This window comes from Synechococcus sp. H55.10, from assembly GCF_047502715.1.
GTDB lineage: Bacteria > Cyanobacteriota > Cyanobacteriia > Thermostichales > Thermostichaceae > Thermostichus.
The window spans coordinates 1-12,703 of record NZ_JANSJJ010000037.1; the positions used below are offsets into that span (position 1 = coordinate 1).

Consider the following 12,703-nt stretch of genomic DNA (forward strand, 5'->3'; position numbering starts at 1 on the left):
CTGATCAATCCATCCTGCTTCCGAAGTTGGTTTGCTAAGTGTTGCTACTGTACCCCTTGATTACTTAACAGGCTGTAACTGAATTGCGGTTTTGTAGTGAAAAGCTTGCCTTCGCCCAGCCCTTAAACCTAGGCTTCCCCAATCGCCTTGCCAAACTGTCTTTGTCGATACACCCTGCTGGCTCTACAGTGGGGGTCTTCCCACCGCGAAAGCTCGATCAACCCCCAATCATGCGAACCCCGCAAATTAACCCTCGATGGGATCCACTTGGATTTGATAGGTCTCGATCACCGGGTTGGCCAGCAGTTGGTCGCACAGCTCGCCCACCTGGCGTCGGGCAGTTTCGGCGTCGGGAGCCTCTAGCTGCAGTTGGATGTGCTTGCCGATACGCACCTGCCGCACCTGGGTGTGCCCCAACTGATGTAGGCTGGACTGGACGGCGGCCCCGGCAGGATCGAGCACAGAGGGGCGCAGGTGAATCTGGATCTGGGCCTGGAACTGCATAAAATGGGAGCTGGATCTGTTACCAGTGTATCAGTCGGATCGTCACGGCTTTGGGTGCAGACATGGATGCGACGCGCGTGGTGGCCATTGCCCACAACGTTTTCCGAGAAACGATTCGGGATCGGATTCTCTACCTGGTGATGGTATTTGCGGTGGCCATGCTGGGAGCCATTGTTTTGATCCCGCAGGTGGCTAACCAAGCCCACAACAAGATTATTGCCGACTTGGGGTTGGCGGCCATTCACTTCTTTGGGCTGATCGTGGCCATTTTCGTTGGCACAGGGCTGGTGAATAAAGAGATCGAAAAGCGCACTGTCTATGTGCTGATTGCCAAACCCATGAGCCGGGCAGAGTTCATTGTCGGCAAGCATCTGGGCCTGTCGGCTCTGCTGTCGGTGCTGGTGCTGCTGATGACGGCCGTTTTTCTGCTGAGTTTGCTGGTGGTGCAGGCTCCGATTCCCCTTTTGGCCGTTTCCTGGGCGGCGGCCTTTACTTTCTTGGAGCTGGCGCTGATTGTCGCCGCCGCCCTGCTATTCGGGGTTTTTACCTCTTCAATTTTGGCTACGCTCTACACCATTGCCCTGTTCCTGATGGGCCATGCCAGCCGTGCTCTGTTGCAATTGAGCAAGTTGGTGGAAGATGGCGGGTTGGGCAAAGTGTTCGAGATGATCTACTGGGTGTTGCCGGATCTGGAGCGCCTCAACCTGAGAGACGCTGCCGTTTACGGCCAAGTTCCCCCTCCGGCAGAACTTCTCGTAGATGCACTTTACGGCTTGGTTTACACCCTTTTGCTGCTCATTCTGGCGGTGTTGGTGTTTGCCCGGCGTGAGTTTTAACGTTTTCGCTCCTCACCCTTTTCCCATGCGCTTTTCCCACTTCTACACGCCCGAACAGGTGCCTCTATCCGGGATCCCAGAGTGCGCGGTGGCCATCGATGTGCTGCGGGCCACCACCACCATTGCCACAGCGCTGGCAGCAGGGGCAGAGGCGGTACAGGTGTTTGCTCACTTGCAACAGCTCCAGGAGGCAAGCCAAAACTGGCCGGCTTGCAAGCGGCTTTTGGCGGGGGAACGGGGGGGCAAAGCAGTGGCAGGGTTCGATCTGGGCAATTCCCCCCTCGACTACACCCCCGACCGCGTGCAAGACAAGCGCATCTTCCTGAGCACCACCAACGGCACGCGCAGCCTGCAGCGCCTAGAAGGGATCCCGGTGGTGATCACGGCGGCCCTGGTGAACTTGGGAGCGGTGGTGGAATTTCTCAGACAAGGAGCTTTTGCCGAAGTGTGGCTGGTGGGATCCGGCTGGGAAGGGGCCTTTTCGTTGGAAGACACCGCCTGTGCCGGGGCGATTTTGCATCGCTTGGGCTGCTCGTTGGAGCAGTTGGGCAACGACGAAGCGGTGGCCGCCCTAGCTCTCTACCAAACTTGGCAGGAGGATCTCCTGGGTCTGTTGCGGCGCTCTAGCCACGGGCAGCGGCTGTTGGGGCTTGGGCCGGAAAACGACAGGGATCTGGCCTATTGTGCTGAGCTGGATCGGCTCTCGGTGGTGCCCCGACAGGTTCAACCAGGGGTTTTGGCCAACAACAGGTAGTCCCTACAGCTCTTGGCCGGATCTCGACAGGCTGGATGTGGGCTCGTCTCCGACTAGCCCGCTTTTGCTGTATCGGGAGCAATGCTCAACGCTTTCTGGTGTAGCCACGCCTGCCATTCCCCCGGGATCAGCTTGTTGTGAAATGCATCGCCGGAAACAAACATATCCCGCTGATTCTGGGCCAAGACAAAAATGGAGCGGCGGTCGAAATGGGAGGTGAGCTTGTAGAGGGTGTAGGGGCCTTCGGAGTAGAGGGTCAGGGTTTCTTGATCCAGACCATGGCGGCTGCTTTGGCCGTAGGCTCGCAGAACAATGTTGATCAATCGCTCATAGTGCATAGACCGAAGATGATGAAGCTACCCAGACAGACACAAAGAAAGAAAGATAGAAGCCGCTGCCAAGGCCGAAGCAGCTCCGGTGAGCCCAGCATAACAAATCCCACTGGGTTGCTGGGCAATACCCGTGCGGATGAACAAGATGCAGGGGCAAATGCGGCGGAAAAATGCGATAGAACTTAAGGCAAGCCATCATGTAACTTCTCCTGCACAGGCAGCTCCCCATGGCCAATATGGCGCCCCGCTCCTTCCCACCCGTCGATCCCGTCCGCGTCGCCATTGTCGGGGCTTCCGGGTATGGAGGAGTGCAATTGGTGCGGCTGCTGAGCGAGCATCCCGGCGTGCAGCTTACCTACTTGGCCGGCCAGGACAGTGCCGGCAAGCGCTATGGGGATCTCTATCCCCAGTTGGCCCAGGTGGTGGATCTGACCGTGCAGCCGGTAGAGGTGGATCGCATTGCCGCCAGCAGCCAGGTGGTGTTTTTGTCTTTGCCCAATGGGCTGGCGGCGGACCTGGCCCCGCCTTTGCTGGCCAAAGGCTGCAAAGTTCTAGATCTCTCGGCAGACTACCGCTTCCGCAACCTGGCCACCTACCAATCGTGGTACCGCCTGGGGCAGACGGATCCCAACTGGCCCAGCCCTGCCTATCGCCAAGCCAATGAGCAGGCGGTCTATGGGCTGCCAGAGCTGTATCGCGAGGCGATTGCCCAAGCCCAACTGGTGGGCTGTCCCGGCTGCTATCCCACCGCCTCGTTGCTGGCAGTGGCCCCGCTGCTGCGGCAGGGGTTGGTGGAGCTGGACAGCCTCATTTTCGACGCCAAGTCCGGCGTTTCGGGGGCAGGTCGCACCCCCAAGGTGGGATCCCTGTTTGCCGAGGTGGACGGCTCGCTGGCGGCCTATGGCGTGGCCCAACACCGGCATACGCCCGAGATCGAGCAGGGCTGTGCCGACCTGACCCACACGCCCATCACTGTGCAATTTACGCCCCACCTGGTGCCCATGGTGCGGGGCATCCACGTTACGTTGTACGCCAACCTGCGGGATCCCGGCTTTGTGGGGGAAGACTTGCTCACTATCTACAATGCTTTTTATCGCCAATCCCCCTGGGTGAGGGTGCTGCCGCGGGGGGTTTACCCGCAAACCAAATGGGTCTCCGGCACCAACACCTGCCTGATTGGGCTGGAGGTGGACACCCGCACCAACCGGGTTATCGTCCTGTCGGTCATCGACAACCTGATGAAGGGGCAAGCCGGGCAGGCAGTGCAGTGTCTCAACTTGATGATGGGATGGCCGGAAACGTTGGGTTTACCGCGGCTGGCCTTCTACCCCTAGCTATAATGCCGGTAATCCCCTTGAGGCCACCTCTGTCCATGTCTGAGCCCCTGGATCCTTCTTCCGCTTCCGAGCCCCACAATGCCTCGCCCAGCACTGCCGCGGATCCCGTCAATGGCGCTGCTGAGGGCCTGAACTGGGAGGAGCTGTGGCGGCAACTGGAGGCGGGCTGGCAGGATCTGCCCCGGCGCTCCGAAGAAACGGTGCAACAAACCCTGGCCCGCCTGCAACTGGAGTGGGGCGGGCTGTGCCGAGAGGCGCGGGATCGGCTGCAGGCAGCTCTGGACAGGGCAAGAAGTGCAACTTCTCCAGAGCCCATCCGGCAAGAGCTGCAAGCCCTCCTGCCCTTGCTTAACCCCTGCCAATGGGAGGTGGTCATTGGCTCTTTGGGGCGGGCTGCCGATCGAGCCTGGGTGGCCAGCCTGTTGTATCACGGCCTGCAGGAGCCGGCGGAAACCGATTCCTGGGTGCTGAGCTCTGAGCAACGCTCTGCTCTGGAGGCGATGAGTGCCCGTGCCTATGGCAACAGCCGCCTGCCTCTTGTGATGGACAAAACTGGCCAGATCCAGGTGACAGCCTCAGCCGCCTTGTTAGTCACCTTGATTGCCATCGAGATTGGCAGTGTGGGTTCGGCAGGTGCTTTGTCCTTGTTGGGCACACCGGAGCTGCGCAGGCTCTTGAATGCCGAGGGCAAGCTGCGGCGAACCGGTTTGAAACAGGGACGCACTGCTCTCACGCAAGAAGAATGGCAAACCCTGCGCCGTTGGCTGGATCCCAAGGGATCCCCCCCCGACTGGTACCTCAATCTCACCCAAGTGGGGATCCAGACCACCCAGGTGGGGGACTATGCGGCCCGGCGGCTGCGGGAGTTTTTCCAGAGCGAGTGGATTAAGCTCGTGATCCCCCCCCTGTATCACCTGGTCATCGATGCAGTGCGGCTGCTGACGGGAGAAGTGTTTCTCAGTGTGGGCACCACCCTGGAATCGGCCTTGGAATCAGCAGAGGCAGGGCGGCGGCTGGAGTTGGTGCTGCAAGCCTTGCCCCAGGCGCGGAATATTCCCGACCCCGACCGGATCCAGGCCGCCATCCCTGCCGTGGTGGAGGCTGCCGAGAAAGCCCTTCGACCCCTGCTGGCACGACAGTTGATGACGGTGGCCAACATCTTCGATCCGCCCATCCGCAACGAGAGCTTAAATGAGTTGGGGCGGCAGCTCAACCTCTGGAACCCCTTCCAGTTTTTGCTCACCTGGGGCACAGCCGGCTGGCTGGCGGCCCTTTTGGATCGGATTGAGGAACTGCAGCAGACCTACCCGGAAATGCCTCTGTGGGAGAGCTATCGCCAGGGCGTTGAGACGGCAGCACAAGCTCCACGAGTGATGGATCAGGCAGAGGCCCTGCGCCTTACCGCCAAGAGCTTGGATCCCAAGATAGAAGAATCAGAAGACTGACCTCTCCTAAAATCTTTATCAGCGGTGGCCTCAAGCCTGGCGTTGGAGCTGTTGCAGGAGCCAGTTGGCCGCAGCAGTGTTGGTCTCGCTGGCCAGGCGTTCCAGAGCCTGCTCAAGCAGGGCTATCGGCAGGCCCGCCAGCACCTGCGACTGGGCAGTGGCCCGATAGCGCCTGTCCTCGGCCAGGGCAAAGGCAAAGACGCGCCGCCCTTTGACATCGATGACCCAGTACTCAGGAATGCCCAGGCTGGCATAAAGCTGCTTCTGCTCGTCCAGGTCAAGGCTGAGGGTAGTGTCGGCAATTTCGCCCACCAGGTCAGGGGGTCTTTGGAAACGCAAATCAATCCGCCGCGGCTCGCCAGCTTGGTACCTGGGGATGTTCTCCCCTTTGTAGAGCACCAGGTCGGGGGCACAGGCGTGGGTTTCTGGGTACTCAATCAGACAGCGACCGTAGGACTGCAGGGGCACATCCGGGTGTAGAAAGGCCCAAAACCCAAAAATGATGGTGATGAAATCGCTGACGGAGGCGTGCTCTGGCCCTTCTTTGCCCATGTTGACCCACAACCAGCCCTGGTAAAAAGAAATCTTCTGCCAGTCCAGGGTGGGATGGTTGCCAATGGTCAGGTAGTCCTGCCAAGTGGCGTCGTGCCGCTCGAGGATGGGAGGGGTGGCTGGCTTTGAGGCAAGAACCATCGCTCTCCCCTCACAGGGTAGGGGAACTTTCCCTCAAGCCTATCACCCGTCCTGGCGAAGTCGCTGCTTCCGCTCCTGAGAAGCAGGCTGGGCTGGCCAGAAGCCTCACAAGGTAAAGACATCTGCCGGGATCCCTACCTTGGCAGCGGGTCTTTGCGCCAAGCCTGGGGCTGCTGGAACTTGTACAGATCCCGGATCAGCCGCACCCAGCCATCGGCCATGGACTCCACCAAAAGTTTGCCTTTTTCCGGCGTGGCGGCGGTGGCATCCCCCAGGACGCCGCTCTGGCTGAGGTCGCGAGTTGTCCAGGCAAAAGAGATCCGCCCTTCCAGGCTAATCAGGCTGTCTTCCGGCAGATCCTGAGGGTACTCGCAGACCAAGCGGTCAGTTCGTACTGTCTCGGGCAACAGGTACATCAGCATGCTGGTCTCGCCGTCGCCGGCATGGATGCCCAGTTCCCGTTCTTTCGGGGTCATCAGCTCCTGGCCTTGGTGGGGAACGCGCCAGACGGAGATGGGGAAAAGGAGGAAGTCTTCGTGCTTCTGGTGCAGGTCGCGGGCCACAATCTGCAGCACTTCGGGCTGGCCGCCGTGGGAGTTGAGGAACACCAGCTTGCGAAACCCGGCCCAGTAAATGCTTTCGGCCACTTCGGTCAGCACCGCCATCAGGGTTTGCGCCGAGAGGGTGATGGTGCCCGGAAAATGCCAGTGCTCGTTGGCTTTGCCGTAGCACTGGGTGGGCAGGACATAGGCCGGGATCCCCGGCTCTAGTTTTTCCATGGCCCGCCCGATGATTGCGGTGCCGATGCAGGCATCCACCACCAGGGGCAGGTGGGGCCCGTGTTGCTCGATCGAGGCTACGGGCTGGATGATCACCACATTCTCTTTGTCGGGCATGGCCTGGATCTCCGTCCAGGTCAGGTAGGGGAAAAAGCGGTGGGGTGGGATAAAGGTGTGCATCATGGCGGGATCCGGTTGCAAGGAATTTCGAGGAGCCTTGCCTGCAAGACTAGCACCTTGGGCAATCTCTGCTTCCGACGGGATCCCCTCGCAGAACCTGAGAAGGCGTCTCTTAAGATCAGGTGTAGTTTGTCTCGATCGTTCGTTCCTAAGCGGAAGCCAGCCGTTCCATGACCCTGTGGCCCTGTCTGCCTGCTCAATGTGGCTCTGGTGGGGATCTCCCCATCAGGGGACATCCTCTGCCTGCTGGGAGGACGGAAGTAGGGAGTGTCCTCACCTCACCCCGCCCCATCCTAGCCCTGCCGGGGTCGCAGGCCACCCTCTACGTGGAGCTGATTCAGGTTTCTCTCCACAATCTTGAGGCGGGATCCCCAGCCCTGCTCTGGGTGCGACCCCTGCTGCTGAGGGAGGGATCCCAAGTTTGGAACCTGCGATCCACCTCGGATTTGCTCTGGCCGGCTGCCGGCTTTGTCCCGGCCTACGCCGAGGAGGTACTGCCCCTGCTAGAGCAGGCCAGGGATCCCTTGCCCCATGAGGCCCGCCAGCGGCTGCAAGCCTTTTTGCAGCAGGTCTGCCAGGGCTAGGACTCCGTCCCGCTATCGCCAACGGCTAAGCTCTGCAGAGCCGATTCCAGCCGCGCCAGCGCCTCGTCAATCTCCTTTGGCGTGACGATCAAGGGGGGCACAAAGCGCACCACCTGGGATCCCGCCGGCACCAGCAGTAGCCCCTGCTCCAGGGCCGCCCTGACCACCTCAGCCGCCGGGATGCGCACCACCAAACCCTGGATCAGGCCCCAGCCGCGCACCTCTTGAACAAGCTGCGGAAACTGCCTTGCCAGGCGAGACAGCCCCTGGCGCAGATAGGCTCCTGCCTGCTGGGCATTCCAAACCAGGCTTTCGGCCATCAGGGTGTGGCAAACCGCCAGGCCCACTGCACAGGCCAAGGGATTGCCGCCAAAGGTGCTGGCGTGATCCCCCGGCTGAAACACGGCGCAAAACTCTTTGGCCAAGAGGGCGCCAATCGGGATCCCACCGGCGAGACCCTTGGCCAAGGTGAACACATCCGGCTCCACTCCCAAGTTGCAGTAGCCCCAGAGCCTGCCGCTGCGCCCCATGCCCACCTGCACCTCATCCAACATCAGCAGGATGCCCCGCTCGCTGCAGACCCGGCGCAGCCACTGAAAGTAGGCAGGATCCCCGGGCACAACCCCTCCCTCCCCCTGCAGCGGCTCCAGCAGCACGGCACACACCCGCTCGCCCCAGCGCTCCAACACCACCGCCGTACCCTCGAGATCGTTGTAGGGAACGTAATCGAAGCCGGGCACCAGAGGGGCAAAGTCTTTTTGGTATTTCGGCTGGCCGGTGGCGGTAATGGTGGCCAGGGTGCGTCCATGAAAGCTGGCCTGGGCGGTGAGGATCACCGGATCCTGGATCCCGCGCACCGTATGGGCGTACTTGCGGGCCAGCTTGATGGCGCCTTCATTGGCCTCTGCCCCCGAGTTGCAAAAAAACACCTTATCGGCACAGGAGTGCTGGGTCAGCCATTGGGCCAGTTGCGCCTGCGGCTGGTTGTAGTAGAGGTTGGAAACATGGTGCAACTGTTGCGCCTGCTGCGTCAGCGCCTGGATCCAAGCGGGGTGGGCATGGCCCAACGTGCAGGTGGCAATGCCGGCCACAAAATCCAGGTACTCCCGCCCCTCTTCATCCCAAACCCGGCAGCCTTCCCCCCGCACCAAGGTCAGAGGATAGCGAGCGTAGGTGGACATCACATGCTGCTCGAACAGCTCGGCAGTGGTCGCGGATTGCGAGGGGGTATCGACGAGAGAAGAGCTCAGCGGTGACATGGCCGGCGGCAAGACAGAGAGAGAATGGACAGTGATTCGAGTGTATCACTCTGCTCTGAGGATGCTATTCTGACGAAGCTCTAAGGAGACGGGATCCACACCCATGGGGCGGCGGGGGGTAACAGTCTGGTTTACGGGGCTCAGCGGCGCGGGCAAAACCACCCTGAGCTGCGGTGTGGCCCAGCAGTTGCAGGCTCTGGGGCTGGCGGTGGAAGTGCTCGATGCAGACCTGGTGCGGCAACACCTGACCAAAGGGCTCGGCTTCAGCAAAGAAGATCGGGATGAGAACGTTCGCCGCATCGGCTTTGTGGCAGAGATGCTGACCCGCCACGGGGTGATCGTGCTGGTGTCGGCCATTTCCCCTTATCGGGCCACCCGGCAGGAGGTGCGGCGGCAGATCGGCAACTTCATCGAAGTCTTTGTGGATGCCCCGCTAGAGGTATGCGAACGTCGGGATGTCAAGGGCCTCTATCGCAAAGCGCGGGCAGGTCTCATCCAGCATTTTACCGGCATCGACGATCCCTACGAGCCGCCGGAATGTCCAGAGGTGGTGTGCAAAACCGCCGAGCAAAGCATCTCTGAATGTATCGAATTGGTGATGCAAAGCCTGAGAATTCACGGCTATCTCCAACAATTCTCCTAGCTTAATAGAGCGCTGGGCCTGGCGGGTTTGGGATCCCTTGTGGGAAGATATGAACAAGCATTTCGTTTCTGAGAATCAAGGTAGCTATGGCAGTGACTCGTGCCGGACGAACCTCTGTGATGCGGGGCAGCAGCGAAGGAAACCCTGCCAAGTTCATGGAAATGGCCAGCTCTTTGCTCAACACCCGCACCCGCCAAGGCAGTGGCAAAAAGGTTGAAGATCGCTCCTCCTACGGCAAGGCGGGCAATCCGCAAGAGTTTCTGCAGATGGCCAGTGAGTTGCGCCGATCCCTGGAGCAACAGGGTCGGTAGCCGCTCTGGCTCTCTTTATCTGGACTGTGGGATCCCCGTCCGGCTCAGCCAGCCGGGCGTTTTTCTTGATTAAGCTCTCCAGCCAGATGAACCCCCAAGCCTTGCCCCTGCGGTTTGTCACCCACACCACAGGCGGGAGAGAGAATGTCAGGATGGGAAAAGTGCTCCTCTGAGCGCTATTGCCAGTGGACGTGGTGAAGCAAAAGGGCATGAAAAACACGGGCTTTTGGCTGGCCGGGATCCTGGGCGTGATCCTGGATCAGGCGACCAAGCGCTGGGCGGTGGAGCGGCTGCTGCCGGGGCCGGAAATCGAGCTGTGGCCGGGGGTGTTTCACCTTACCTATGTGGAGAATACCGGCGCCGCCTGGAGCTTGTTTGCCGATTCGGCAGAGTTCCTCAAGTGGGTCTCGTTGGGGGTAGCGGTGGCGCTGGCGCTGCTGGCGATTCGCGGCGGCAGCCTGGGCCGTTGGGAACAGGCGGGCTACGGTCTGGTCTGGGCAGGAGCGGTAGGGAACGGCATCGACCGCTTTCTCAACGGCTACGTGGTGGATTTTTTTAATCTGGTTTGGATCCGCTTTCCGGTGTTTAACGTGGCGGATGTGGCCATCAACCTTGGGGTGGCCTGCTTGCTGATCGGCTTGCTACAGGACAAATCAAAGGAAACGGAACCGGCTTCCACTTCGCCTCATCCAGAAAAAAAGTCTGGCCACGGCGGCAGCAGTTAAGTTAACAAACTACCCCACCGCTGCCGCGACTTGGGCTCCATTTTGGGTGGCCCCGAAGGATCCCCCCATTCGTCCAGGCAGATATGGGCCAGCAAGAGGGGTGAGCACCGAAAGGGCTACAGGGCACTGTTGCTCCCTCATAACTACGCCAGGCAGCTATTTCACCCCCGCCCAGCCAGGATCCTCCAGCGCCTGCCAGGTTCGAGCTGCCTCTCCTTCAACCGCTTCGGGATGGGAGGGTGCAGGCGGAGCGCTCCACCACAACCCCAAAGCCGGCCCCAACCCCAACAACAGGCCCAGCCCCGCCGGCGCGAAGATGCCGGATCCCAGGCTCATCAGCAGGGCAAAAGCAAAATTGGCTACATAAAGCACCAGCGGCCCCAACAACTGGCGGCGGTTCAACACAGGCTGAGCTTTCCCCCAGAGGAGGTTGGCTACGGTCATAAAGGCGGCCCCGGTCAGCATCCAACCGCCGAAGTTTTGCAACGGCATGCCGAAAAAAGGCCCCGGCTGAAACCACGTCCAAAAGGGGATCAAGCCGCGGGTCATGGCCGGATCCAGCACGAAGTCCCAAGCGGTGAGCAGCAGCGCCCCCAACAGGATGGCCTCGCAGTGGATCAGCCAGTGGCGACCCGCTTGCAGCGCCACCCGCGCCAACAGGTAAGAGGACAGCCCCACGTAAAACCAAGACAAAGGGATCGTGAAGGGAACCAGCCCGGCAATCTTGTAGCCCAGCCCACTGAGGTAGCCGTAGTCGCCAAAGGGGATCCCTGTACTGGTGCCCAACAGCTCGCTGGCCAGGGAGATGCCCACCGCCGGGATCAAAAACATCAACAGGCGCCGCACTCCCAACAGTCGGGATCCCATCAAAGCCGCCGCCAGCGCCCCGAACACCATGTAGGCAACGCCGCCATTGCCCATGCTCCAGGAGAAGGCTTGAATGCCAACGGGGGGCAAACTGGCCACCCACTCAGGATGGGGTACAACCCAAAGCAACCCTGCCAACCCGAAGAGCAAAGACAGAATGTGCAAACCCAGCGCCAAAGCTTCCAGCCGCCGCCAAATTGAGCCGGACAGAGGCAGAACACTTCGCCAAACAGAAAGCTGCAAAGACGGACTGACGAGAACACCAGAGGACGAGAACCAACGCATGAGAAACTCCAGGAGAGTGGTTAAGCAAAGCCGCTCTGCCTCTCTACCGCTCCTACAACGGCTGAGGAGAAAAGCGGGTGGCCTGGGAAGAAAGCCCAACTCCAAGAACGAACCCGCTTGCTTGCGGGCCGGCCTACTTGGGATGGCTCCCTGGACAGAGGTGTCACTGCTGCTAACGGTGACACTGCTGATATTTTGCTGTCTATTGTATCAATTCGTAAACATCCCCTCTGTCTTTGCCCAGGGCCTGCCCCTACCTCGGTGGCAGGGATCCCTGGTGGGGGTGTACGCCCAGTTGGCCCGGGCTGTGGAGCGCCGGGACTGGTCTCAGGCCCTGCGCCTGGTGGATCTCTTGTATCGGCAGTCGCAGGATCCGGCTCAGCGTCAGGAGCTGGAAAACTATCGGCTGGCGCTGGAGAGCCATCGCTCTGCCGATGGGGATGCGCCGCTGCCCCAGTGGCCGTTCTTGCACAAGCCCTTTGTCGGCGAATTTCCCGTCACCAACCTTTTCGACCACGATATGCCCCTGGGGGAGGAAGATGGCAACGGACGGTTTGTCAGTGGGCAAGGCCAAGTTTGGCTCCCTGGCCCGCTGCACCCCTGCGGCAAAAGCGATGGCCACGCCGGCTACGACTGGGCCATGCCGGTGGGTACGCCGATCTTGGCCGCCGCTTCAGGACGGGTCACCTTGGCGCGTCAAGAGCCGCAGTTTTTGTGTCCTGGCTTGGGCCGCCCGGTCAGGGGGTTGCGGGTGCGCATTCTGCACGAGCCAGGCGGCTTGGAAACCCTCTACGCCCACCTCAGCCAAATCCGGGTGCAGGAGGGACAGAGAGTGGCGGCAGGGGACGTAATCGGCCTGTCGGGCGACAGCGGCTGCGCCAGCGGGCCCCATCTCCATTTTGAGGTGCGCCGCCTTGATCAAACCAACTCCGGCCAGCCCGCTCCTGTCGATCCCTACGGGTGGTTTGGGTCTGGCCTGGATCCCTGGAGCCTGCATCCCCTGGGAGCAGAGAGCCTGTGGCTTTGGCAGGTGGGCCAAGCGCCCAGCCTAGGCGCCTGCTGGCAGGCTCAACAATTCTCCAGTCATCCTCAATAGGCTGGAGACGTTTCCCTCACCCCCGACCCCTCTCCCAGTGGGATCTCCCCTCACCCCCGACCCCTCTCCCAGT

The 12,703-nt window shown here is 60.8% G+C and carries 15 protein-coding genes; 9 read left to right on the forward strand and 6 right to left on the reverse strand.

The annotated features are described in order from the left end of the window. Positions 1-246: 246 nt before the first annotated feature. Entirely contained in the window at positions 247-504 is a 258-nt protein-coding gene (purS, locus tag NW858_RS02870) for a phosphoribosylformylglycinamidine synthase subunit PurS (RefSeq protein WP_414335961.1), read from the reverse strand. Positions 505-566: 62 nt separating this feature from the next. Here purS and NW858_RS02875 point away from each other — a divergent pair, with 62 nt between their 5' ends. Both NW858_RS02875 and NW858_RS02880 read left to right on the forward strand, forming a co-directional pair. After that, positions 567-1,340 carry an ABC transporter permease gene (locus tag NW858_RS02875; protein WP_414335959.1) on the forward strand — a complete coding sequence of 258 codons (774 nt, stop codon included), beginning with the start codon at positions 567-569 and terminating at the stop codon, positions 1,338-1,340. Positions 1,341-1,365: 25 nt separating this feature from the next. After that, a complete protein-coding gene (locus NW858_RS02880) occupies positions 1,366-2,094 on the forward strand; it encodes a 2-phosphosulfolactate phosphatase family protein (protein ID WP_414337205.1) in 729 nt (242 codons plus the stop codon). A gap of 53 nt (positions 2,095-2,147) precedes the next feature. Here the strand turns inward: NW858_RS02880 and NW858_RS02885 are convergent, their stop codons facing one another. Then, positions 2,148-2,432, reverse strand: a complete 285-nt coding sequence (locus NW858_RS02885) for a hypothetical protein (protein WP_414335958.1) — start codon at positions 2,430-2,432, stop codon at positions 2,148-2,150. A gap of 221 nt (positions 2,433-2,653) precedes the next feature. On the opposite strand from NW858_RS02885, the gene argC reads away from it, so the two are divergent. Continuing rightward, positions 2,654-3,760: an N-acetyl-gamma-glutamyl-phosphate reductase gene (gene argC, locus NW858_RS02890; RefSeq protein ID WP_414335956.1), complete on the forward strand. Its 1,107-nt coding sequence runs from the start codon at positions 2,654-2,656 to the stop codon at positions 3,758-3,760. A gap of 38 nt (positions 3,761-3,798) precedes the next feature. Next, complete coding sequence (locus NW858_RS02895) at positions 3,799-5,208, forward strand: hypothetical protein (protein ID WP_414335954.1); 1,410 nt, start codon at positions 3,799-3,801, stop codon at positions 5,206-5,208. A 30-nt stretch (positions 5,209-5,238) separates the two neighbouring features. On the opposite strand, the gene NW858_RS02900 is transcribed toward NW858_RS02895, so the two are convergent. After that, positions 5,239-5,901 carry a Uma2 family endonuclease gene (locus tag NW858_RS02900; protein ID WP_414519711.1) on the reverse strand — a complete coding sequence of 221 codons (663 nt, stop codon included), beginning with the start codon at positions 5,899-5,901 and terminating at the stop codon, positions 5,239-5,241. 134 nt (positions 5,902-6,035) lie between these two features. Continuing rightward, positions 6,036-6,860, reverse strand: a complete 825-nt coding sequence (locus tag NW858_RS02905) for a creatininase family protein (RefSeq protein WP_414519747.1) — start codon at positions 6,858-6,860, stop codon at positions 6,036-6,038. 170 nt (positions 6,861-7,030) lie between these two features. Between NW858_RS02905 and NW858_RS02910 the strand changes: the two genes are divergently transcribed. Next, the gene (locus tag NW858_RS02910; RefSeq protein ID WP_414519713.1) at positions 7,031-7,444 is read left to right on the forward strand and encodes a hypothetical protein; all 414 of its coding nucleotides are present in this window, start codon (positions 7,031-7,033) and stop codon (positions 7,442-7,444) included. Here the strand turns inward: NW858_RS02910 and NW858_RS02915 are convergent. Further along, positions 7,441-8,703, reverse strand: a complete 1,263-nt coding sequence (locus NW858_RS02915) for an aspartate aminotransferase family protein (protein ID WP_414519715.1) — start codon at positions 8,701-8,703, stop codon at positions 7,441-7,443. The two genes, NW858_RS02910 and NW858_RS02915, sit on opposite strands and share 4 nt — an antisense overlap. A 103-nt stretch (positions 8,704-8,806) precedes the next feature. Here NW858_RS02915 and cysC point away from each other — a divergent pair, with 103 nt between their 5' ends. From cysC to lspA, 3 genes are all read left to right on the forward strand, one after another. After that, positions 8,807-9,346: an adenylyl-sulfate kinase gene (gene cysC, locus NW858_RS02920; RefSeq protein ID WP_414333538.1), complete on the forward strand. Its 540-nt coding sequence runs from the start codon at positions 8,807-8,809 to the stop codon at positions 9,344-9,346. A gap of 86 nt (positions 9,347-9,432) precedes the next feature. Beyond that, positions 9,433-9,657: a hypothetical protein gene (locus NW858_RS02925; RefSeq protein ID WP_414333537.1), complete on the forward strand. Its 225-nt coding sequence runs from the start codon at positions 9,433-9,435 to the stop codon at positions 9,655-9,657. A gap of 209 nt (positions 9,658-9,866) precedes the next feature. Continuing rightward, complete coding sequence (gene lspA / locus NW858_RS02930; RefSeq protein WP_414333548.1) at positions 9,867-10,382, forward strand: signal peptidase II; 516 nt, start codon at positions 9,867-9,869, stop codon at positions 10,380-10,382. Positions 10,383-10,538: 156 nt separating this feature from the next. Here lspA and NW858_RS02935 read toward each other — a convergent pair whose 3' ends face one another. Further along, positions 10,539-11,534, reverse strand: coding sequence for a carotenoid biosynthesis protein (locus NW858_RS02935; RefSeq protein ID WP_414519717.1), 996 nt, complete (start codon positions 11,532-11,534; stop codon positions 10,539-10,541). A gap of 205 nt (positions 11,535-11,739) precedes the next feature. On the opposite strand from NW858_RS02935, the gene NW858_RS02940 reads away from it, so the two are divergent. Then, positions 11,740-12,630, forward strand: coding sequence for a M23 family metallopeptidase (locus tag NW858_RS02940; RefSeq protein ID WP_414349055.1), 891 nt, complete (start codon positions 11,740-11,742; stop codon positions 12,628-12,630). The last annotated feature ends 73 nt before the right edge of the window (positions 12,631-12,703 follow it).

What these genes read in the sequence shown, in the direction of transcription:
- purS (WP_414335961.1), bottom strand. Translation starts at nt 504, where the DNA reads ATGCAGTTCCAGGCCCAGATCCAGATTCACCTGCGCCCCTCTGTGCTC.
- NW858_RS02875 (WP_414335959.1), top strand. Translation starts at nt 567, where the DNA reads ATGGATGCGACGCGCGTGGTGGCCATTGCCCACAACGTTTTCCGAGAA.
- NW858_RS02880 (WP_414337205.1), top strand. Translation starts at nt 1,366, where the DNA reads ATGCGCTTTTCCCACTTCTACACGCCCGAACAGGTGCCTCTATCCGGG.
- NW858_RS02885 (WP_414335958.1), bottom strand. Translation starts at nt 2,432, where the DNA reads ATGCACTATGAGCGATTGATCAACATTGTTCTGCGAGCCTACGGCCAA.
- argC (WP_414335956.1), top strand. Translation starts at nt 2,654, where the DNA reads ATGGCCAATATGGCGCCCCGCTCCTTCCCACCCGTCGATCCCGTCCGC.
- NW858_RS02895 (WP_414335954.1), top strand. Translation starts at nt 3,799, where the DNA reads ATGTCTGAGCCCCTGGATCCTTCTTCCGCTTCCGAGCCCCACAATGCC.
- NW858_RS02900 (WP_414519711.1), bottom strand. Translation starts at nt 5,901, where the DNA reads ATGGTTCTTGCCTCAAAGCCAGCCACCCCTCCCATCCTCGAGCGGCAC.
- NW858_RS02905 (WP_414519747.1), bottom strand. Translation starts at nt 6,860, where the DNA reads ATGCACACCTTTATCCCACCCCACCGCTTTTTCCCCTACCTGACCTGG.
- NW858_RS02910 (WP_414519713.1), top strand. Translation starts at nt 7,031, where the DNA reads ATGACCCTGTGGCCCTGTCTGCCTGCTCAATGTGGCTCTGGTGGGGAT.
- NW858_RS02915 (WP_414519715.1), bottom strand. Translation starts at nt 8,703, where the DNA reads ATGTCACCGCTGAGCTCTTCTCTCGTCGATACCCCCTCGCAATCCGCG.
- cysC (WP_414333538.1), top strand. Translation starts at nt 8,807, where the DNA reads ATGGGGCGGCGGGGGGTAACAGTCTGGTTTACGGGGCTCAGCGGCGCG.
- NW858_RS02925 (WP_414333537.1), top strand. Translation starts at nt 9,433, where the DNA reads ATGGCAGTGACTCGTGCCGGACGAACCTCTGTGATGCGGGGCAGCAGC.
- lspA (WP_414333548.1), top strand. Translation starts at nt 9,867, where the DNA reads ATGAAAAACACGGGCTTTTGGCTGGCCGGGATCCTGGGCGTGATCCTG.
- NW858_RS02935 (WP_414519717.1), bottom strand. Translation starts at nt 11,534, where the DNA reads ATGCGTTGGTTCTCGTCCTCTGGTGTTCTCGTCAGTCCGTCTTTGCAG.